Source organism: Flavobacterium aquatile LMG 4008 = ATCC 11947 (genome assembly GCF_000757385.1).
Lineage (GTDB): Bacteria > Bacteroidota > Bacteroidia > Flavobacteriales > Flavobacteriaceae > Flavobacterium > Flavobacterium aquatile.
Map to the genome: position 1 here is coordinate 1 of NZ_JRHH01000006.1, position 22,693 is coordinate 22,693.

Sequence of the window (22,693 nt, forward strand, 5' to 3'; positions counted from 1 at the left end):
CCTGCTGGAAACTACACATTAACATACCAAATTTGTCAAGTAACCAATCCAACGAATTGTGATACTGCAATAGTAACGGTACCTGTTTATACTCCAAGTATTGAACTATTAAAAGAAGGAACTTATGTTGATTCAAATCTTCCATCTGGTGTATCTGTTGGTGACACGATTACATATGCTTTTACAATAACTAACACAAGTACAATTGCTTTAACAAATATTATAATAACCGACCCAATTGTTACAATAATTGGTGGGCCTTTAGCTACATTAGCCGCAGGTGCTTCTGACTCAACTACGTTTACTGCTGTTTACACAGTAACTCAAGCTGATATCGATGCTGGTCAAGTAAACAACTTAGCAACTGCTACTGGAACACCGCCTTCTGGACCTCCAGCGACTGATGACTCTTCTGACCCAACTCCTTGTACTACTTGTGAGCCTGTAGTTGGTTGTCCTACTTGTACCATTACACCATTAATAGACGCTGTAAATGACACTTACAATAGCGTTGCATGTGATGGAACTGGAACAATTGGAAATATTTTAAGTAATGATACTTATGGTTCAAACCCTGTTAATTCTAATAGTAATAGTCAAGTTACCTTAACAATATTGAGCGGAAATAATCCAAATATTATCATTGATAATTCTGGAGCTATTACAATGACTAGCGCTGTTCCTGTTGGTTCATATACATATACTTACCAAATTTGTAGTACAGTATCGCCAAACACATGTGATATTGCAACAGTCATAATCAATATAATTGATACAACGGATCCTACTTGGACAACACCTATACCTCTACCACAAGATATAACAGTAAGTTGTTCGAATATTCCTGTTACACCTATTTTAACTGCGACAGATTCTTGTAGTACTCCTATTGTAACACATGTACAAATTATAACTCCAGGAAATTGTCAAGGTAATTATACAATAGTAAATACATGGACTGCGACTGATGCATCTAATAATGACATAGTTCACGTTCAAACAATAACTGTTCAAGACACAACAGCTCCAACATTTGTGGAAACACTTCCAACGAATGTAACTTTTTTACTGTTCAAGATACTACAGCTCCTGTATTGACATCAACACTTGATGCTGTAATAAATGTAAATTGTGATGCTATTCCGGATATGCCTGTTGTAACATTTAGTGATGCTTGTTCATCTGCTTCAGATATTACAATCACATCAACAGAAACTCCTTCTGAAGTTTCAGAGAATGGAAGTTATACTATCATTAGAACATGGACAGCATCTGACTCTTGTAACAATCAAGCAACTGTAACACAAACAGTAAATGTTACTGTTAGTAATTACTTTAGAACAATGGTTTTAGATTCAATTTGTACTATTGATATTGATTTAATAATCGATATTGCGGCTGAAATAAATGCTCAATATCCTGGAGTTGTTTCTTCAAATGGAACTTATACTGATGTGAGTAATTCTGGTGCATTAAATGAGGCAACTGGTGAGTTTACTCCTTTAAATTTAGCTGATGGTGAGTATATTGTTAGATACGAAAACAACGATCCTGAATGTCCAAGAATAATCGAAATTACGTTAAAAGTGAGAAGAGATTTTTGTGAAGTTGCAGATTGTGTTACTTTAGTAGTCCATAATGCTTTCACTCCTAATGGGGACAATACGAATGAATACTTCTCGATTGAGAATATTACAGATCCTTGTTATGCAGAGAATACAGTAGAAATCTATAATAGATGGGGTGTTTTAGTATATGAAGTTCAAAACTATAACAATGCCGACAAAGCATTTAGAGGTATATCTGAAGGAAGAAATACTGTTAAACAATCGTCTGAATTACCAAATGGTACGTATTTTTACATATTGAAATACAAAACTATTGAAGGAGATTATAGTACTGAAAAAGGATATTTATATTTAACAAGATAATCCAAAAAAAATCGCAGAGAGTTGAAATACTACTCTCTGCTATTGATTTAAAAAACCAAAATAAATGAAAACAAAATTTTTATTTTTCGCTCTATTATTCACGGGTTTTGTGAGTTATGCGCAACAAGATGCACAATATACACAATACATGTACAATACTATTAATGTGAATCCAGCGTATGCAGGTTCACGTGGTGTGACAAGTATTTTTGGATTGCATAGAACACAATGGGTTGGATTAGATGGTGCACCAACAACTAATGCATTTTCTATAAACGCACCTTTAGGTTCTAATCTTGGTGGTGGATTATCGTTTGTTAATGATAAAATTGGTCCAACTAATGAAAACACTATCTCGGCAGATATCTCTTATACTATTCAAACCTCTGAAACGTATAAATTATCTTTTGGAGTTAAAGGAACAGCTAACTTATTCAATTTGGATGTAAGCAAATTAAATCCGGAGCAAGCTGGTGATCCATCATTGCAAAACCTAGATAACAATTTTTCTCCTAACGTTGGAGCTGGAGTTTATTTCCATTCCGATAAATTATATCTTGGAGCATCTGTACCCAATTTCTTTGAAACTAAACGCTATTCTGATAACGATTTTGTAGTCAACAAAGAACGAATGAACTTCTATTTTATTGGAGGTTATGTATTTGATGTGACTGAAAGTTTAAAATTCAAACCTGCTTTTTTAACTAAAGTAGTTGAAGGTGCACCATTGCAAGTTGACGTTTCTGGAAACTTTTTAATCAATGAAAAATTTGTTCTTGGAGCAGCATGGAGATGGAGTGCAGCAGTGAGTTTAATGGCTGGATTTCAAGTATCAGACGGAATATATATTGGATATGGATACGATTTAGAAACTACTAGATTGAGAAGATACAATTCGGGTTCTCACGAAGTATTTTTACGTTTTGAATTGTTCAAACGTGAGAACAAAATAGTTTCACCAAGATTCTTCTAAAAAAGCAACCATCATGAAAAAAATTATATACACTACATTAGTTTTCATTATTTCGTTGAATAACTACGCACAAAAAACTAAAGAAGCTAAAGCCAATAAGGAATACGAAAAATATGCCTACGTTGATGCAATAAAAACCTACGAACGTCTTTTTGAAAAAGGATACAAATCGGTTGAAATGTTGCAAAATCTAGGAAACGCTTATTATTTTAAAGCCGATTTAGAAAGTGCTGCAAAATGGTACACCGAATTATTCGCTTTAACTCAAGATCTTGATGCCGAATACTATTATCGTTATGCACAATCATTAAAAGGTATTAAAGATTATAAAAAAGCCGATGCAATGTTGGCTAAATTCAATGAAAAAAGTGGAAATGACAGTCGTGGTAAATTAGCCGCAGAACAAAAAGATTATTTAGCTGAAATCAAAAAGAATTCGGGTCGTTATACTTTAGAAAACGCCGGAATCAATTCGGATAAATCAGATTACGGAAGTGCATTCTACAAAAACAAAGTAGTTTTTGCATCAGCAAGAGATACTGCTGGATTAGGAATCAGAAAACACGCTTGGACTGGTGAGAGTTTTACCAACTTATACGGTGCCGATATGGGTGATCAAGGAACGCTAAGCGATGCAAAACGTTTCGGGAAAAAACTAAATTCTAAATTTCATGAGTCTACTCCTGCTTTTACAAAAGACGGAAAAACTGCTTACTTCACTAGAAACAATTTCTTAAACGGAAAGAAAGGAAAAGATTCAGATAGAGTAACACTTTTAAAAATCTACAGAGCAACTTTAGATGGTGACGAATGGACTGAGGTTGTTGAACTTCCTTTTAATTCTAATGATTATAGTGTAGCTCATCCTACTTTAAGTGCAGATGAAAAAACATTGTATTTTGCATCAAATATGCCTGGTACAATTGGTCAATCTGATATTTTTAAAGTGGCAATTAACAGCGATGGTACATTTGGAACACCAGTAAATTTAGGAAAAACTATTAATACTGAAGGAAGAGAAACTTTCCCATATGTATCTGCAGATAACGAATTATATTTCGCTTCTGATGGTCATCCTGGACTTGGTGGATTAGACGTTTTTGTGTCTAAAGAAATGTCTGATGGAAATTACAAAAGTGTTCAAAATGTGGGCGAACCGCTAAACAGTTCAAAAGATGATTTTGGTTATTTGATTGATGCAAAATCTAGAATTGGTTATGTAACTTCTAATAGAGATGGCGGACAAGGAAGCGATGATATTTACAGATTTCAAGAAACTAAAAAATTGGAATGTGAACAATTATTAGCCGGTGTTGTAACTGACCAAGAAACTGGTGCTGCAATTGCAAATGCTAAAGTTGTTCTTGAAGATCAGAACCATAAATACATCAAAGAATTAATCACCGATGCTGAAGGTAAATTCGATTTCGGAGCTGTGGCTTGTGGAACTAAATTTTACATCATAGCACAAAGACCAGAATACATTACAAAAGAAACTGCAACAATTACAGCTGAAGAAACTGGGAAAACATTTGTTCCTATTGAACTTGAAAAAGAAGTTAAAAAAGTTACTGTTGGTGATGACGTTGCCAAAACATTCGGAATCAAAATTATTTATTTCGATTTAGACAAATCATTTATACGTCCTGATGCAGCATTCGAATTATCTAAAATTTTAGATTTAATGACTGAAAACCCAACAATGGAAATTGATGTTCGTTCACACACTGATTGTCGTCAAACAGCTTCTTACAACATGGCGTTATCAGACAGAAGAGCCAAATCAACAGTTGCTTGGTTAGTTTCTAAAGGAATTGCAAAATCAAGATTAACAGGAAAAGGATATGGTGAATCGCAACTAGTAAACGATTGTGGATGTGAACCTACAAACAAATCTGATTGTAGTGAAGAACAACACCAAGCCAATAGAAGATCTGAATTTATTATTACAAAATTGTAATTTTAAATACTATTTAAACCCCGGAAAGCACTCAACATTTGTTGGGTGTTTTTTTTTGCAAAAGTTTAAATGCAATCAATAAAAATAAAGAGTAATCTTTAACAAATTCTTCTTAACAGTCTATAAAAAAATAACGTACAAAATCGTACTTTTGCGTTTTCACTAAAATTATGCTAGAAAACGAAAATACTATTGAAGTAATTGGTGCTCGAGTTCACAATCTCAAAAACATTGATATTACAATTCCAAGAGAACAACTAGTAGTAATTACTGGTCTTTCTGGTTCTGGAAAATCATCGTTGGCATTTGATACAATTTATGCCGAAGGTCAACGTCGTTACATAGAAACTTTTTCGGCCTATGCACGTCAGTTTCTTGGCGGATTGGAACGTCCCGATGTTGATAAAATTGACGGACTTTCTCCTGTAATTGCTATCGAACAAAAAACAACTAGCAAATCACCAAGATCTACCGTTGGAACCATCACCGAAATTTACGATTTCCTGCGTTTATTATACGCTCGCGCAGGCGAAGCTTTTAGTTACAACACTGGCGAAAAAATGGTTTCGTATTCTGATGAGCAAATCAAAGAACTAATCAAGGAAAATTTTATTGGAAAACGAATTAATGTTTTAGCTCCGATTATTCGTGCTAGAAAAGGTCATTATGCCGAATTATTTCAGCAAATTGCCAAGCAAGGTTTTGTAAAAGTTAGAGTCAACGGCGAGATAAAAGACATAACGACCGGAATGAAACTCGATAGATACAAAACCCACGATATCGAAATTGTAATTGATAGACTGCAAGTAGAAAATGACGATGACACCGACAAACGTTTATCGGAAAGTATCAAAACCGCAATGTATCACGGCGAAGATGTAATGATGGTGATTGAACATGAAAGTGATGATGTTCGCTTTTTTAGTAGGACGTTAATGTGTCCAACAACCGGAATTTCGTATCAAAATCCTGAACCAAATTTATTCTCATTCAATTCACCAAAAGGTGCTTGCGAACATTGTAATGGTTTAGGAATTATAAACGAAATCAACAGAAATAAAATCATTCCAAATCCAAAATTGTCCATTAACAAAGGTGGCCTTGCTCCTCTTGGCGAATCTAAAAGTTCTTGGATGTTCAAGCAATTGGAAATAATTGGTGAAAAATATAATTTCAAATTAACCGATGCCATCGAAACCATTTCCGAAGAAGCAATGGAAATGATTTTAAACGGTGGAAACGAAAAATTCTCGGTAGTTTCAAAAACCGCTGGTGTCACCAAAGATTATAAAATCGATTTTGAAGGTATTTCTAAATTTATAAAAAACCAATTTGATCAAAGCAATTCATCTTCAATAAAACGTTGGGCTAAAGAATTTATGGACGAAATAAATTGTCCCGAATGTCATGGTTCTCGATTGAAAAAAGAATCGCTTTTCTTTAAAATTGAAGATAAAAATATTGCCGAATTATCTGCAATGGATATTTCTGAATTAACGGAATGGTTTCAAAATTTACCTCCAAAATTATCAGAAAAACAAAAAACGATTGCCACCGAAATTCTAAAAGAAATTAACGATCGACTGAAATTTTTATTAGATGTTGGGCTAAATTATTTATCATTAAATCGAAGTTCCAAATCACTTTCGGGTGGCGAAGCACAACGTATTAGATTGGCAACCCAAATTGGTTCGCAACTGGTTGGAGTGCTTTATATTTTGGATGAACCAAGTATCGGATTGCACCAACGCGATAACGAACGATTGATTAATTCACTAAAAAATCTACGTGATATTGGCAATTCGGTTTTAGTCGTAGAACACGATAAAGACATGATTGAATGTGCCGACTATGTTATTGATATCGGTCCGAAAGCTGGAAAATTTGGTGGTGAGATTATTAGTAAAGGAACACCAGCCGAACTGTTAAAAGAACACACGTTAACAGCACAATATTTGAACGGCGAACTAAAAATTGAAGTCCCTAAAAAACGACGTGAAGGCAACGGAAAATCAATTAAATTATCTGGAGCAACTGGAAATAATTTAAAAAATGTAACGGTTGAATTTCCATTAGGAAAACTAATTTGCGTAACCGGAGTTTCTGGAAGTGGAAAATCGACCTTAATTAACGAAACGCTCTACCCTATTTTAAATGCGCATATTTACAACGGAGTAAAAAAACCACAACCTTATAAAAAAATTGAAGGATTAGAACATATTGATAAAGTTATCGATATTGATCAAAGTCCGATTGGACGAACTCCGCGTTCGAATCCTGCAACTTACACCGATGTTTTTTCAGAAGTTAGATCGTTATTCACGATGACTCCAGAAGCCATGATTCGCGGTTACAAAGCCGGAAGATTTAGTTTTAATGTTGCTGGCGGAAGATGCGAGACTTGCGAAGGTTCTGGTGTTCGAACGATAGAAATGAGTTTTTTACCTGATGTTTATGTTGAATGTGAAACTTGCATGGGAAAACGTTTTAACAGAGAAACATTAGAAATTCGATACAAAGGAAAATCAATTTCGGATGTGTTGAACATGACGGTTGACGAAGCCGTAGATTTCTTTGAAATGATTCCGAAAATTTACCGAAAAGTCAAAACAATTCAAGATGTAGGTTTAGGATACATTACACTTGGTCAACAAAGTACCACACTTTCTGGTGGTGAAGCGCAACGTATAAAATTGGCAGCAGAATTATCTAAAAAAGATACTGGAAACACGTTTTACATCATGGACGAACCTACAACTGGTTTGCACTTCGAAGACATTCGTGTGCTGATGGATGTAATTCAAAAGTTGGTAGATAAAGGAAATTCGGTTTTAATTATCGAACATAATTTAGACGTAATAAAACTAGCCGATTACATTATTGATGTTGGAATGGAAGGCGGAAAAGGCGGCGGAGAAATTCTATGCAAAGGAACTCCAGAAGAAATTGTGAAAAATAAAAAAAGCTATACAGCGCAGTTTTTAAAGAAAGAATTAGCATAAAATGGATCAATTTGAAATACATACCGAACGATTAATTTTGAAAAGCATTACTCCTGCTATCATTCATGAATTTTTTGAAACCAAATCTAAAGAAGAAATTATTAACTACTTTGGATTTGACGAAATCGGATTTGATCACTATAAAAACATGCATGAAAAAGGAATGGAAACACATCGATTGTCATTATTTCTTTTCTTGTTGATTGATAAACAAACTAATTTATCGATTGGAGAATGTGGTTTTCACACTTGGAATAGATCTCATAATCGTGCTGAAGTTTTTTATAACATGCGAAATGAAGCTTTCAAACAAAAAGGCTTGATGAAAGAAGCATTGAAAGAAGTTTTAGATTACGGTTTTATCGAATTAAAACTTCATCGAATTGAAGCGTTAATTGATGCAAATAATACGCCTTCCTTAAAATTATTACAACATTACGGATTTACAAAAGAAGGCACCATGCGAGAAGATTATGTCGTTAATGGAAAAAATGAAGATTCTGATTGTTATTCCTTGCTAAAATGGGAATGGGAAAAATAAAAATTATATACTTGAAATTATATGCAATACAAACCTGGAGCAATTGGAGCTTTAACTGATGAATATCAAAAAGCATTGAATGAATTAAAGGCGGTTTTGGAAACAATTCCAAATGAATTATTTCTAAAAACTGATTTTCATTTAGATTTAGATTTTCAATCTATTAGAAATATTACTAATCATATAGTCCATTCAGGGTACACTTATTCGAATTATGCTAGAACAAGCTTTGGAACTGAAAAGACAAATCCTTTTATTGAGATAAATTCTGTTAAAGAAGCAATTGAAGAATTAGATAAGATGTTTTTATATAAAGTAAAAACCTTTGAGGATAAATGGTTAATGTCAGATGATGAAATGATGAGTACAATAATTAAAACATCATGGACAACTTATGATTTGGAAGCACTTCTTGAACATTCAATAGTGCATATCCTGCGACATCGGTTACAAATACAGAAACGAATAACCCTACACAATTAAGATTTTTTTTGAAAAAAGAACTAATTTAGCAGGCTGAAAAAACAAAAACGAAATAGATATGATACATAACGAGTACGATAACGAAGACGATAAAATTCAGGATAAATTAAACCAAAAAACTTGGAACGAAATAAGAACCAACGACTCTTGGGCGATTTTCAAAATCATGTCCGAGTTTGTGAATGGTTACGAATCTATGGCTAGAATTGGCCCATGTGTTTCCATTTTTGGATCTGCAAGAACAAAACCTGACAATAAATATTATTTACTAGCCGAAAGTATTGCATATAAAATCAGTAAAGCTGGATATGGAGTTATCACTGGTGGCGGACCTGGAATAATGGAAGCCGGAAACAAAGGCGCTCATCGTGGCGAAGGAACTTCTGTTGGTTTAAATATTGAATTGCCATTCGAACAACATTATAATCCATATATCGATAAAGATAAAAATTTGAATTTTGATTACTTCTTTGTTCGCAAAGTAATGTTCGTAAAATATTCACAAGGTTTTGTGGTTATGCCTGGCGGATTTGGAACTTTAGATGAAATGTTTGAAGCAATCACGTTAATTCAAACCAAGAAAATTGGTAAATTTCCAATAATATTGGTAGGTTCAAGCTATTGGTCTGGATTAATGGATTGGATTAAAAACGTGATGATTGAAGATCATAAAAACGCCAATATCGATGATTTAAATTTGATCAAAATTGTGGATACCGAAGACGAAGTGGTAGCAGAATTAGATCGATTCTATAAAAAATACAATTTAAGTCCGAACTTCTAACTGAAATTCAAAACTATAAAATTCCAAATTCCAATTACTATCTTTGGGGTTTGGAATTTGATTTTTGAAAATTCATATTGCTATGTTTTTTAACTCCTTACATTTCGCCATTTTCCTTCCAATCGTTTTTATAATGTATTGGTTTGTTGGTCATAAATCGAAAATCAATCAGAATTATATATTAATTTTAGCGAGTTATTATTTCTATTCTTGTTGGGATTGGCGCTTTCTATTTCTGTTGGTTTTTTCTACTTTACTCGATTATGTTTCGGCGATGAAAATCGAACAAAGCAAAACCCAATCAGAACGAAAATTATGGCTGTGGATTTGCATCTCAATCAATCTCGGATTTCTAGGAATATTTAAATACTACAACTTTTTTGCTGCTTCTTTTGCCGAATTAGTGCAATCGTTTGGTATGACCGCAAGTCCGATTTTACTGAAATTAATTCTTCCTGTCGGAATATCATTCTACACGTTTCATGGTTTGTCATACATCATCGACATTTATTATGGCAGAATAAAATCTGAGAAAAATTTTGTCGATTATTCGCTATTTGTAAGCTATTTTCCGTTGTTAGTTGCTGGTCCAATCGAACGTGCCACTCACCTATTACCACAAATAAAAGTTAGAAGAAAATTCAATTTCAATAAAGCCAAAGAAGGAATATATCAAATAGTTTGGGGTTTGGTTAAGAAAGTGGTAATCGCCGATTCGTGTGCTATTTATGCCAACGAAATTTTCGATAATTATCAGAATGCCAATTCTTTATCGTTGGTTTTAGGTGCGATTTATTTTGCATTTCAAATTTATGGTGACTTTTCAGGTTATTCTGATATTGCATTGGGAACCTCAAAACTATTCGGAATTGACCTTCTAAAAAACTTCAATTACCCTTATTTCTCCAGAGATATTGCCGAGTTTTGGCGCAAATGGCATATTTCACTTTCGTCTTGGTTTCGCGATTATTTATACATTCCACTCGGCGGAAGCAAAGGCAACAAACTATTTCAAGTTAGAAACACGTTCATCATCTTTTTGGTTAGTGGTTTTTGGCATGGTGCCAACATGACTTATGTCGCTTGGGGTTTTATAAACGCCGTGTATTTTCTACCACTTCTACTACTAAACAGAAACAGAAAAAATGTAGATGATTTTACATTAGGCATTAATTTTGAATCGGTTAGAACACTTTTAAATATTTTAATGACGTTTTCTATAACTTGTTTTGCTTGGATATTTTTTAGATCCAAAACCATAACCGATGCTATAAGTTACATCAGAAGAATGTTTGAAAACCTAGATTTTTCATCTCAATATTTCAAAATTGAACGATACAATCACGAATTAATAACCTTACTTGTAGTTTTCATTTTAGTCGAATGGAATAATCGCTCCAAAATCGAACCTATTTCTGGAAAATACAGTTGGTTAAAACTAGGATTGTGCATTGCTGCAATTTTGGCTTTAGGAGTTTTCTCTGATTATAAAGAATTTATTTATTTCCAATTCTAATACTAATGAGGCAGTTTATTATTTTTTTAGCAAAAGGTTTGGCAATTATCATCATTACAATGGTTTTGCTTGATTTATTGTATACGGCTGTTTTCATGCAATCTGATTCTAGATCTAAAATAGATTTTTTATATAACTCAAAAGATAAAGAATACGATGTAGTTTTCTTAGGTTCATCGCGAGTTAACAATCATTTTGTACCGAAGATATTCAACGATAACGGATACAAAACATTCAATTTTGGTATAACTCGTTCACGTTTAGACGAATCGGCATTGATGCTAAAACTGATGATTGAACGAAAATATAAAATCAAAAATCTCATACTTCAGGTTGATTTGAATATTAATACCAACGATCATTCCGAAGCCATTCGTTCGTTGTTTATGCCTTACATTCATCAATCGCAAATCATTAGAGATCATTATAAAAACATTGACGAATATCCCAAATTGCTGTACATTCCGTTCTATCGTTATATGAATTATGATGCTCGAATCGGCTTTAGAGAAACGTATAATTCGGCAATTCATAAGCCAACAAATGCCTTGTCTTTGGACGGCTTTAATCCTTTAATGAAAAATGTGCGACCTTTAGTTCCAGCCGATTTATCAAAATACAGTCCAAAACGGAATAAATCTTATGACGATATTAAGAAAATTTGTAAAGAGAATAACATAAATTTGATTGCAATAACAACGCCTATTTGTATGTCGACTATAAACCGTGAATATTTTGATCAAATAAAACTAGTCTACCCAGAAATACGTAGCTTTGAGAATGCAGTTACCGATGACAAGTATTTTGCTACTTGTGGTCACATGAATCAAAAAGGTGCAATAGAATTTACCAAAGTTGTGTTCAACGCCTATTTTAAACCTAAAAACGTTAATTGAAAAAGATAATTTACATAATATTTTTAGTCCATTTTGCTTCATTTGCACAACATTATTCCAAAATGATGGTGGATGTTGATGTAGAAAAGAAGACTTTAAATGTATACCAAGAATTAACTTTTTCAAATCAATCTAACGATACCATTTCGAGCATCATTCTAAACGATTGGAACAATGCTTATTCCGATAAAAACACACCGCTTGGCAAACGATTTTCAGACGAATTTATAAGAAATTTTCATTTAGCTTCCGATAAAGAACGTGGCGGAACTTCTGCACTATCAATTGTTGATGAAAATAGGTTTTTATTAAATTGGAGCCGACCAAAAGACAAACCAGATTTGGTTGAAATTCAGCTTAATAACTTGATTTTCCCACATCAATCTGCAAAATTAGTTTTGACCTATGTTGTAAAAATTCCGAGTGATAAATTTACAAAATATGGCTACAGTTCTGATGAAAGTATTTATATTAAAAACTGTTTTTTAACGCCAGCTCGTTATGAAGACAAAGGTTTTATAAAATACAGCAACGTAAATCTAGACGACATCAATAACTCATTATCCAATTATGATTTGGAAGTAAAAATTCCAAGTGGCTTTACTTTGTTTTCCGAATTAAATCAAGTTGGTGTATCCAATTCAGTATATACTTTAACAGGAAAAAATAGATTGGATTTCTCTATCTATTTAGAAAAAAATATTACATTTTCAAGCTTCATAAACAACGACTTAACCGTTTATAGCAACTTAAAAGACAATCGATTAGATATCATTCAAAAATCGTTAGCTATTGATAAAGTAGTTAATTATGTAACCGAAAATATTGGTCGCTATCCGCACGATAACATTACCGTTTCACAAGTAGATTATGAACGAAATCCGTTTTATGGACTAAATCAGTTGCCATCATTTATTAGTCCGTTTGAAGATAGTTTTTTGTATGAATTAAAATTTCTCAAAACCTATCTCAACAATTATTTAAAAAATACATTAAAAATAGATTCGCGAAAAGACAACTGGTTAATCGATGGAATTCAAATCTATACGATGATGAAGTACATTGATAATTATTATCCCAATATGAAAATGATGGGTAATGTTTCCAAAATTAAATTGCTTCGCGGTTATAACTTGGTTTCATTAGATTTCAATGAGCAATACAGCTATTTTTATATGCTAATGGCTCGAAAAAATCTCGATCAACCTCTTGGTAGTCCGAAAAATAAATTAATAAAATTCAACGAAAAAATCGCATCCAAATACAGAGCTGGATTGAGTTTGAAATATTTGGATAGTTATTTAGAGGAAGATATAATACCAAAAAGTATTAAATATTTTTACAGTTTAAACAAAAACCATCAAACCTCAAGAAGAGATTTTGAAAGTATCATTTTCTTAAATTCAACAAAAAATATCGATTGGTATTTCAAAACTATTATTGATTCTAGAGATATTATAGATTATAAATTTGATAAATTAACCAAAACTAAAGACAGCATTTCCTTTTCATTGACCAATAAAACTACAACCAATGTTCCTATTCCGATTTATGGATTGAAAGGTAAAGAAGTAGTTTTTAAAAAATGGATTGACGAAGTAAAAAAAGACAGTATCTACACTTTTGAGAGAAATCAAGCCGATAAAGTCGTAATCAACTATAAAAACGAAGTTCCAGAATTCAATCTTCGCAACAATTGGCAATCGCTAAGACCTTTTAGAATTAGCAATAAACCAATAAAATTTAATTTCATGAAAGATTTGGAAGATCCTTTTTATAATCAAATTTTATATGTGCCAACCTTAAAATTCAATTTATATGATGGATTACTGCCAGGAATGCGTTTTCATAATAAAACCATTTTAGACAAACCATTTACTTTTGATTTGAATCCCTCATATTCTACCAAAACCCAGTCATTATCAGGTTCTGGAGTAGTTTCTGTAAACCAATACAATAGAAATAGTAGATTATATCAAGTAAGATATTCCTTTAGCGGAGCATTATTTCATTATGCGCCAGACGCTATTTATACAAGGTATAATCCATCAGTTTCTTTACGTTTTAGACAAAATAATTTACGTGATAATAGAAAACAAGCACTAATTTTTAGACAAGTAACAGTAAATAGAGAAAAATCAAATTTTGTAGTTGAAGATGCTACTACAGAAAATTATACTGTTTTTAATGCTAAATATTTCAATAACAAAACCGAAGTTACTAATCATTTTAATTTTAGTTCTGATGTGCAATTTTCTAATAAATTCGGAAAACTGGCAGCCGAAATTGAATACCGAAAATTATTCAACAACAACCGACAAATTAATTTACGATTTTACGCAGGAACTTTCCTTTACAGAAATACAACCTCCGATTTTTTTAGTTTTGGAATCGATCGTCCAACCGATTATTTATTTGATTATGAATATCTTGGACGTTCAGAAAATACCGGACTTTTTAGCCAGCAAATCATTATTGCCGAAGGCGGATTCAAATCTGTTTTCGATACACGTTATGCCAATCAATGGATTGCAACAACAAATGCCAGTTTTAATATTTGGAATTGGATTGAAATTTATGGCGATATGGGATTGATAAAAAACAAATATTCTAAAGAAAAATTCATTTATGATAGTGGAATTCGTCTTAACTTAGTTACCGATTATTTCGAACTTTATCTTCCAGTTCGTTCAAGTAATGGTTGGGAAATCACTGACCCAAATTATGGTCAAAAAATTCGTTTTATTGTAACTTTTTCACCCGATACTCTAATTAATCTTTTTACAAGAAAATGGTTCTAATCATTAGAAATCAAAATAGTATTTTAAACAATTACTATCATTTTTAATTTTTTACTGCATAAAATTCAATCAAAGAACAAAAATTGTCTGTATAATTATCAATAATTAAATTATATTTTTTCTTAAGATTAGTGAAATTTACTTCTTTTTCATTAAATTTGTTGGATTAAGAAGATTTTTTCAATTATGACCGAAACACAAAACAAAGTCGAAATTACTTTTGAAGATTTTAAAGCCGAAGTTTTAAACGACTATAAAATTGCCACAATAAGTAGAGAATGTAGCTTACTAGGAAGACGTGAAGTACTAACTGGTAAAGCAAAATTTGGAATCTTTGGCGACGGAAAAGAAGTGCCACAACTTGCCTTAGCAAAAGCGTTTAAAAATGGTGATTTCCGATCGGGATATTATCGTGACCAGACCTTTATGATGGCAATTGGTGCGATGAATATCGAACAATTCTTCGCCGGATTGTATGGTCATACCGACATCAATTTTGATCCAATGAGCGCCGGTCGTCAAATGGGCGGACACTTTGCAACGCATTCGCTTGACGAAAACGGAAATTGGAATAACTTAACCCAACAAAAAAACTCGAGCGCCGATATTTCTCCAACTGCCGGACAAATGCCACGTTTATTAGGTTTGGCTCAAGCTTCTAAAATATTTAGAAATGTTTCTGGAATCAATCAAACTAATTTTTCTGAAAACGGAAATGAAGTGGCTTGGGGAACAATTGGAAATGCATCAACTTCTGAAGGTTTGTTTTTTGAAACTATAAATGCTGCTGGCGTTTTACAAGTTCCAATGGTAATGAGCGTTTGGGATGACGAATACGGAATTTCGGTTCACGCAAAACATCAAACAACTAAAGAAAATATATCTGAAATTTTAAGGGGATTTCAACGTGATGAAAACAATAAAGGATATGAAATTTTAAACGTCAAAGGTTGGGATTATCCAGCTTTGGTGGCAACTTACGAAAAAGCTGGTGCCATTGCTCGTGAAGAACACGTTCCGGTATTAATTCACGTTCAAGAACTTACACAACCTCAAGGACATTCCACTTCTGGAAGTCACGAGCGTTATAAAAATGCTGATCGATTAGCATGGGAAGCACAATTTGATTGTTTAGCTCAAATGCGTATTTGGTTGATTGAGAACAATTTGGCGACAGCCGAAGAATTGGATGAAATTGACAATCAAGCAAAAAAAGACGTTCTTGAAGGCAAAAAAGCCGCATGGACTTCGTTTACAAATCCAACAAAAGAAGAGCAAAAAGAATTGGTTGCCTTACTAAATTCGATTGCTCCTTCTAGCGAAAGTAAAATTTTTATCGAAAAAATCACTTCCGATTTAGCTTCGATTAAAGAACCTATTCGCAAAGAAATTTTAACTACAGCACGAAAATTGTTGCGCATGATTGTGAAAGAAAATACGAGATCACAATTGGCAACTTGGATAACAAATTACACGAATAAAATTCAGCCAAAATTTAGCTCTCACCTATTTTCTGAATCAAATTCTAATATTTATTCAGCGACAGAAGTTCCTGCAACTTATGACGAATCTGCCGATGAAGTGGATGCGCGTTTGGTGCTTAGAGATAATTTTGATGCTATTTTTTCTAAATATCCAGAGTCATTAATTTTTGGTGAAGATGCCGGAAATATTGGCGATGTGAATCAAGGTTTAGAAGGAATGCAAGAAAAATACGGTGAACTTCGTGTGGCTGATGTCGGAATTCGTGAAGCTACTATTCTTGGTCAAGGAATCGGAATGGCGATGCGTGGCTTGCGTCCAATTGCAGAAATTCAGTATTTAGATTATTTGTTGTATGCTATTCAAATCATGAGTGACGATTTAGCAACATTACAATATAGAACGAAAGGTCGCCAAAAAGCACCGTTAATAATTAGAACTCGTGGACATCGTTTAGAAGGCGTTTGGCACTCTGGTTCGCCAATGGGAATGATTATCAATGCCATTCGTGGAATTCACGTTTTGGTACCGAGAAACATGACCAAAGCGGCAGGATTTTACAATACGTTATTGCAAACAGACGAACCAGCATTGGTTGTAGAATGTTTGAATGGCTACCGATTGAAAGAAAAGATGCCAACCAATTTAGGCGAATTCAAAACTCCAATTGGTGTTGTTGAAACACTTAAAGAAGGAAAAGACATCACTTTGGTTTCTTATGGTTCAACATTACGATTGGTAGAACAAGCGGCAAACGAACTAGAAGCAGTTGGAATTAACTGTGAAATCATCGATGTTCAGTCTTTGTTACCATTTGATATTAAACACGATATTGTAAAAAGTATTGCCAAAACCAACCGCCTTTTAGTCATTGACGAAGACGTTCCTGGTGGTGCAAGTGCTTACATTTTGCAAGAAATTATAGAAGTACAAAACGGTTACCAACATCTAGACAGCGCGCCTCAAACTTTGGCTGCCAAACCACATCGTCCTGCTTATGGATCCGATGGTGATTATTTCTCTAAACCATCTGTAGAAGATATTTACGAAAAAGTTTACGCCATCATGAACGAAGCCAAACCAGATGTTTACCCAAGTTTGTACTAGCAACTAGCAGTTTAAAAATAAATTATTAATTCCCTAATTGTAAAAGCAATTAGGGAATTTTTATTTAAAATAAGCATTAACCCCATTAGACACGTTGTTCAACGTGGTAGACCACGTTATACAACGCCATTTACCACGTTGGGTAACGTGGTCAACCACGTCTTGAAGTGCGTTTACCACGTTGGGTGACGTGGTCTACCACGTTATGAACCCCATTCACCACTTTGTATGACGTGGTCAACCACGTTACGAACCCCACTTACCACGTTGTATAACGTGGTCAACCACGTTACTAACGTCATCTACCACGTTGGGTAACGTGGTAAACGGAGTTCAGGACGTGGTCAACCACGGTATTTGATAAATACTACGTTTGGAATTAATTATATTGGAAGGTTTTGATATATTTGTTAAAGTAAACTTTCGCATATACCTACTAAAATGGTGTGATTGGCGAAAGTTTTTTTCGCATAAAAATAAGTTATGGGCAATACCTCGTAGAGGTTAGAAAATGAAAAAAACTTAAGTAATTTTAAATACAGATGCTGCATAAAAGAGTTCACTTATACATATTTATTTTCTTAGTAAGTATAATTACACAGAGTTGTTCACATTTGAATGAATTCGGGCAAAGACGTGTTAATTTTAACTTCGAAAGAATAAAACCAAATAAAGATAATCAGGCTTACGAAATTATTGATACAACAAAATTATATAAGCTAATTGCTATAGAAAATAGATTGCAAGATGAAAATATGAAACTTGAATTCAAAAAAAACGTAGATTCGAATCCAAAATATCTGAAATTTTATGCGAATGGTCGAGTCGGAGAATTTAGAAATATTAATCTAAACAATGTTGAATCTTACAATCCGAAAAAAGCTGAAAGCAATTTATATCAGTTCAAAAATAAAAAGTTTATAATTCAATCGTATTTTGTAAATGCACAATGTGGACAATGCTTTGTGAAACAAATATTACGGAAAAACCCAAATGGAGAAATTGAAGTATTGTCTGGAGATTTCACTTACACTTACAATCCAATAAATATTTCAAAAGATTTTTTAATTTACAAACCTGATTGGTAATAAGTACTGCCCATAACAGGCGTTTGGCAAGATTACTGGTTTCCAAACTAAAATTAAAGTTAATGTTGTATCAAATAAGCATTTAAAATAAAGCAAAAAATCCTATGTAAATCTCTTCTTTAGTCCATGAAAACTTATAAAAATTCTTCACAAAACAAAAAATGAAACTAAACTCAAAACTTATAATTTTAATTCTTCTTATTTCAAACTTCAATTTTGCTCAAGAGCAACCTAATGATTTCAAATCAATTGTTACTTTTAGTACATTTTCACCTTTAATAAGTTATGCGCCACGATGGAATTTGGGATATATCAGAAAAGTCGATAAACGATATTGGGTTGGTTTAGAACTTGGTTATGGTTCTAAAAATATATCTGTAAATTTTGCAGAAGATGGCGGTTGGATTGACAATGACTACAAACTATTTGAAATTAGACCTGAGTTTTATTATGATTTACGACCAAAATCTAAATTAAAACATTTACTTTCATTAGAATTATTTTACATAAATCATTCAGACAAATTCAAAAATGAAAGATATTTTAACATAGAAAATAACACCTATTATAATTACGATGCAGCAGATTACAAAAGGATTAAATATGGAATGAACATCAATCATAGTTTAATTTACAATATCACCACTAAATTGGCGCTACTGCAAAAAGTTGGAGTAGGTTTACGAAGTAGAGATGTGAAATATTCTAACGTTGTGAACCAAATGGAAGATTTAAATTATGAAGGACCTAACTCATTTGTATTTCCGGTTAATGATGGATTTTTGCGTAATGAAGGAAAAGCAACTGCTTTCAATTTTAATCTTGACTTGAAAATAATATATAAATTTTAAAAGTATTGCTTTATCTAAATCCAAATCAAGTTTTCTCGCTTTTTTAAAAGAAATTGAGTGTTACTTCTCACAGGAATGACGAAGATCATAAACATTAAAACCTACTTCAAAGTAAAACTTGTCTTTCCTACCAAATCATCTCTATCGAAAATATTGATAAAGTAAACTCCTTTTTGGAACTCTTCTTGAAGAAATTCTTGAGTAATGGTTGTAGTTTCGTTGTTATAATCAAATGATTTTTTGAAACTGTAAGTCAATGATTCGTTGTCGAAAAATTCGGTAACACGTTTTCCTAAAACATTATTTTTTCCGTTGATGATTTGAAAATAATAGGTTTTATCGCCAGCTTTAGCATTTGGATTTCCGTCTAAAGTGAATGTAATTTTAAGTAAATCGGCTCGACTTGCATTTGTAGTTTCTTCTTGTTTAGATGCCGATTTAGAAATAAATGCTCCGGCTTTTACATTAGACATAGAAACTTTGGCATATTTTTTTTCTGAAGATTTTGGTTGTGCTGGTGTTTCGGTTTTAGTAACTACTGGTTCTGGTTTGGAAGTAGCAACTTTAGAAAAAACATCTTCTTGTTTAGCTGTAGCAACTTCTTTTTTTGCCTCTGCCTGAGTTTCCTTTTTTGGAACAACATTATCTGTTTTAGGAATAGTAATTTCGGTTGAATTTGTAATTTCCTTTGTTGGTTTTGGCTTTGGAGTTTTAGAAACTACTTTGCTTTTTTTACCTTTTAAAACCACAATTTCATCTACTAAAACCTTCATTTTAGATTCTAAATTTTGGTATTCGGTTTTGTATTTTATAAGTGAATTGGCATCGCCTTTAGTTTTTTCTAATTCTAAAACTAACATTTTTACGCGTTCCTTTTCTTCTTGTAAAGCTTTGTAAGTATTGGTTTTATCTGCGATTTTAGTGTCGTACATCAACTTTAATTCTTCAATTTCTTGCAATACTTTTTTATCATTGCTGATGCTTGAAGGTTCGGTTATAGAATTGAAAGAGTTTCCACCCAAAATGTAACCAATACTTCCTGCAAGAAGAATTAATAGAAGACCTATAATTCCGATTAAAATTGGTACACTTTTTTTGTTGCTCATTGATTTAGGATTATAACACAAAATAACACCAAAAAAGCTATAAGTAGTAGTTGATAAACTCACAAGTTATAAACAAAAAAGGCACGCAAATGCGCACCTTTTAAGTCAATTATAATTGAAATTATTTTAGTGTGAAACTAGTTTTAGAAACCAATTCGTTTTTATCAAAAACATTTACAAAGTAAGTTCCTTTTGCAAAATCTTTACCTGGCAAATTTTCTGTTACTTGAACCGATTTGTTTTCGTATTGAACTGTTGTTATAAAACTGTACGTCAAAGAATTTTCTCCAAATGTCGCCGTAGCTTTATCTCCAAGAACATTGTTTTTACTATCAATTACTTGAACGTAATATTGTTTGTCGCCAGTTTTTGCAACAGCATTTTCAGCAATTGTAAAGCTTACTTTTAAGATATCCGCTCTACTTGCTTTTTCAGTAGCAATTTCTTTACCAGAACTTCTTTTCTTGTAAGCTGAAGTTTTTAAATTTGAAATTGTCAATTTAGACGCTTTTTCAACTGTTTTAGTCAATTCTTCGTTTTGTCCAACAAGAGTTTTGGTGTAATTTTTAGTATCTTCAAGAACTACTTTTGTTGAATCTAAATTAGTAGTCAAAGATTGATTTTCTTTCTTTAACACATCAACTTCTTGCATTAAACTGTTCATTTTTACCTGTAAAGCATTGTACTGACCTCTATACTTAGAAAGTTCGGCAACAGTTCCTTTAGATTTTTCTAGTTGCGAAATTAAGTTTACCACTTTTTCTCTTTCTGCAATAAGTTCATCACTCATTGACGTGTTTTCTGCAATTGCAGCATCATAAGTTGTTTTTAGCTCTTGCAAATCTTTTAATACATTTTCTTTCTCAGTTTTTTCAGTTTTTACAACATTTTCTAAAGTAGAAGTATCAGTTGTTAACTTGTAAATGTAGAATAAACTTCCTAGTAATAGCAGTGAAAGTACAGCAATTACAACTTTTAAAGACGAGTTACTTTTTTGATTTTCCATAGGAGTATTTTTTTTAATTTTTGATTTTGTAAAGATAGACGTTATTTCTAAACGTAAATTTATAAGATTTTAGTATTTCTTTATATAATTACACTATTTTTGAACAAATATTTTTCATGGACAAGCTTATTCGATTTACAACAGCCGATTTATCAAAAGTCACTAATTATAGAAGTGGCGAAGTAAAATTTGGCGAAAAAATGGTAGTAATACCTCAAAATGAAGATGTTTCTACCTTTCTAAAGAACTGCGAACCTCAATTTGTGTTGTTTGGAATACCTGAAGATATTGGTGTAAGAGCCAACTATGGTCGACCTGGAGCAGATTCGGCTTGGGAAAGCGCTATAAAAAGCATTGCAAATATCCAACACAACCGATTTTCTAAAGGATACAACATCTTAGTTCTTGGGCAACTAGACGTTTCAGAAGAAATGGAAGCCATTCAGCATTTGGATTTTCATAAGATTGAAGATCGCAAAAAAATGAGCGAACTTGTTGTGAAAATCGATAAAGAAGTGGTTCATATAATTAGTCAAATTGTAAAAGCAGGAAAAATTCCGATTGTAATTGGTGGCGGACATAATAATGCTTACGGAAATATAAAAGGAACAGCATTGGCAAAAGGAAAACCAATAAACGCTATCAACTTCGATGCGCATTCCGACTTTAGAATTTTGGAAGGCAGACACAGTGGTAACGGATTTTCGTATGCTTATGAAGAAGGATTTCTTAAGAAATATTTCATCTTTGGATTACATGAAAGCTATACTTCTAAAAGTGTTCTTGACCGACTTAAAACTTTAAAAGACCGCGTTTTATACAATACTTATGATGCTGTAAAAATTAAAAAGACAAAAGATTTCAATTTAGAAATGCATCTTGCTCACGAATTTATAAAAAATGACAGTTACGGAATTGAAATTGATTTAGATTCGATACCCAACATTCCTTGTAGTGCAATGACCTTGAGTGGTTATTCTGTAGAAGAATTACGTCAGTTTATTTATTTCTTCGGAAGGCATGAAAATGCTAGTTACATTCACATTTGCGAAGGTGCACCAAGTTTAGATAACGATAAAAATAATCACTTAGTAGGAAAATTAATTGGGTACTTAATTACTGATTTTATTAAAGCAAAAATGGAAATTGAATCTTAACATTCCTTT

The 22,693-nt window shown here is 32.7% G+C and carries 17 protein-coding genes; 15 read left to right on the plus strand and 2 right to left on the minus strand.

Annotation, left to right across the window (positions count from 1 at the left end; all coding sequences use genetic code 11):
* From LG45_RS14590 to LG45_RS14655, 14 genes are all read left to right on the plus strand, one after another.
* Positions 1–1,098 (plus strand): DUF7507 domain-containing protein (locus LG45_RS14590; protein ID WP_035128515.1); only part of this gene is annotated, 1,098 nt, incomplete at its 5' end.
* Positions 1,095–1,931 (plus strand): T9SS type B sorting domain-containing protein, encoded by an 837-nt coding sequence (locus LG45_RS14595; protein WP_035128517.1) that lies wholly within the window; start codon positions 1,095–1,097, stop codon positions 1,929–1,931. The genes LG45_RS14590 and LG45_RS14595, both read left to right, overlap by 4 nt.
* 64 nt (positions 1,932–1,995) lie before the next feature.
* Positions 1,996–2,904, plus strand: a complete 909-nt coding sequence (locus LG45_RS14600) for a PorP/SprF family type IX secretion system membrane protein (protein WP_035128519.1) — start codon at positions 1,996–1,998, stop codon at positions 2,902–2,904.
* Positions 2,905–2,917: 13 nt separating this feature from the next.
* Positions 2,918–4,864, plus strand: a complete 1,947-nt coding sequence (locus LG45_RS14605; protein ID WP_035128520.1) for an OmpA family protein — start codon at positions 2,918–2,920, stop codon at positions 4,862–4,864.
* Positions 4,865–5,034: 170 nt separating this feature from the next.
* Positions 5,035–7,866 (plus strand): excinuclease ABC subunit UvrA, encoded by a 2,832-nt coding sequence (gene uvrA / locus LG45_RS14610; RefSeq protein ID WP_035128522.1) that lies wholly within the window; start codon positions 5,035–5,037, stop codon positions 7,864–7,866.
* Position 7,867: 1 nt separating this feature from the next.
* Positions 7,868–8,407: a GNAT family N-acetyltransferase gene (locus LG45_RS14615; protein WP_035128523.1), complete on the plus strand. Its 540-nt coding sequence runs from the start codon at positions 7,868–7,870 to the stop codon at positions 8,405–8,407.
* A gap of 21 nt (positions 8,408–8,428) precedes the next feature.
* The gene (locus tag LG45_RS14620) at positions 8,429–8,890 is read left to right on the plus strand and encodes a DinB family protein (RefSeq protein WP_035128526.1); all 462 of its coding nucleotides are present in this window, start codon (positions 8,429–8,431) and stop codon (positions 8,888–8,890) included.
* 58 nt (positions 8,891–8,948) lie between these two features.
* Positions 8,949–9,674, plus strand: a complete 726-nt coding sequence (locus tag LG45_RS14625; protein ID WP_035128528.1) for an LOG family protein — start codon at positions 8,949–8,951, stop codon at positions 9,672–9,674.
* Between the two features lie 82 nt (positions 9,675–9,756).
* A complete protein-coding gene (locus LG45_RS14630) occupies positions 9,757–11,190 on the plus strand; it encodes an MBOAT family O-acyltransferase (protein ID WP_035128530.1) in 1,434 nt (477 codons plus the stop codon).
* A gap of 5 nt (positions 11,191–11,195) precedes the next feature.
* Entirely contained in the window at positions 11,196–12,086 is an 891-nt protein-coding gene (locus LG45_RS14635) for a hypothetical protein (protein WP_035128532.1), read from the plus strand.
* The gene (locus LG45_RS14640) at positions 12,083–14,887 is read left to right on the plus strand and encodes a gluzincin family metallopeptidase (protein ID WP_307725776.1); all 2,805 of its coding nucleotides are present in this window, start codon (positions 12,083–12,085) and stop codon (positions 14,885–14,887) included. Before LG45_RS14635 ends, LG45_RS14640 begins: the two co-directional genes overlap by 4 nt.
* A gap of 186 nt (positions 14,888–15,073) precedes the next feature.
* Entirely contained in the window at positions 15,074–17,476 is a 2,403-nt protein-coding gene (locus LG45_RS14645) for an alpha-ketoacid dehydrogenase subunit alpha/beta (RefSeq protein ID WP_035128535.1), read from the plus strand.
* A gap of 542 nt (positions 17,477–18,018) precedes the next feature.
* Complete coding sequence (locus LG45_RS14650) at positions 18,019–18,564, plus strand: hypothetical protein (RefSeq protein WP_131494669.1); 546 nt, start codon at positions 18,019–18,021, stop codon at positions 18,562–18,564.
* A 161-nt stretch (positions 18,565–18,725) separates the two neighbouring features.
* A complete protein-coding gene (locus tag LG45_RS14655; protein WP_035128539.1) occupies positions 18,726–19,415 on the plus strand; it encodes a hypothetical protein in 690 nt (229 codons plus the stop codon).
* A gap of 101 nt (positions 19,416–19,516) precedes the next feature.
* Here the strand turns inward: LG45_RS14655 and LG45_RS16190 are convergent, their stop codons facing one another.
* Together LG45_RS16190 and LG45_RS14665 are read right to left on the minus strand one after the other, a co-directional pair.
* Positions 19,517–20,521: a hypothetical protein gene (locus tag LG45_RS16190; RefSeq protein ID WP_052087619.1), complete on the minus strand. Its 1,005-nt coding sequence runs from the start codon at positions 20,519–20,521 to the stop codon at positions 19,517–19,519.
* Positions 20,522–20,642: 121 nt separating this feature from the next.
* The gene (locus tag LG45_RS14665) at positions 20,643–21,527 is read right to left on the minus strand and encodes a hypothetical protein (protein ID WP_035128541.1); all 885 of its coding nucleotides are present in this window, start codon (positions 21,525–21,527) and stop codon (positions 20,643–20,645) included.
* 116 nt (positions 21,528–21,643) lie between these two features.
* Between LG45_RS14665 and LG45_RS14670 the strand changes: the two genes are divergently transcribed.
* A complete protein-coding gene (locus LG45_RS14670) occupies positions 21,644–22,684 on the plus strand; it encodes a formimidoylglutamase (RefSeq protein ID WP_035128542.1) in 1,041 nt (346 codons plus the stop codon).
* Positions 22,685–22,693 lie beyond the last annotated feature (9 nt).

What these genes read in the sequence shown, in the direction of transcription:
- LG45_RS14600 (WP_035128519.1), top strand. Translation starts at nt 1,996, where the DNA reads ATGAAAACAAAATTTTTATTTTTCGCTCTATTATTCACGGGTTTTGTG.
- LG45_RS14605 (WP_035128520.1), top strand. Translation starts at nt 2,918, where the DNA reads ATGAAAAAAATTATATACACTACATTAGTTTTCATTATTTCGTTGAAT.
- uvrA (WP_035128522.1), top strand. Translation starts at nt 5,035, where the DNA reads ATGCTAGAAAACGAAAATACTATTGAAGTAATTGGTGCTCGAGTTCAC.
- LG45_RS14615 (WP_035128523.1), top strand. Translation starts at nt 7,868, where the DNA reads ATGGATCAATTTGAAATACATACCGAACGATTAATTTTGAAAAGCATT.
- LG45_RS14620 (WP_035128526.1), top strand. Translation starts at nt 8,429, where the DNA reads ATGCAATACAAACCTGGAGCAATTGGAGCTTTAACTGATGAATATCAA.
- LG45_RS14625 (WP_035128528.1), top strand. Translation starts at nt 8,949, where the DNA reads ATGATACATAACGAGTACGATAACGAAGACGATAAAATTCAGGATAAA.
- LG45_RS14630 (WP_035128530.1), top strand. Translation starts at nt 9,757, where the DNA reads ATGTTTTTTAACTCCTTACATTTCGCCATTTTCCTTCCAATCGTTTTT.
- LG45_RS14635 (WP_035128532.1), top strand. Translation starts at nt 11,196, where the DNA reads ATGAGGCAGTTTATTATTTTTTTAGCAAAAGGTTTGGCAATTATCATC.
- LG45_RS14645 (WP_035128535.1), top strand. Translation starts at nt 15,074, where the DNA reads ATGACCGAAACACAAAACAAAGTCGAAATTACTTTTGAAGATTTTAAA.
- LG45_RS14650 (WP_131494669.1), top strand. Translation starts at nt 18,019, where the DNA reads ATGCTGCATAAAAGAGTTCACTTATACATATTTATTTTCTTAGTAAGT.
- LG45_RS14655 (WP_035128539.1), top strand. Translation starts at nt 18,726, where the DNA reads ATGAAACTAAACTCAAAACTTATAATTTTAATTCTTCTTATTTCAAAC.
- LG45_RS16190 (WP_052087619.1), bottom strand. Translation starts at nt 20,521, where the DNA reads ATGAGCAACAAAAAAAGTGTACCAATTTTAATCGGAATTATAGGTCTT.
- LG45_RS14665 (WP_035128541.1), bottom strand. Translation starts at nt 21,527, where the DNA reads ATGGAAAATCAAAAAAGTAACTCGTCTTTAAAAGTTGTAATTGCTGTA.
- LG45_RS14670 (WP_035128542.1), top strand. Translation starts at nt 21,644, where the DNA reads ATGGACAAGCTTATTCGATTTACAACAGCCGATTTATCAAAAGTCACT.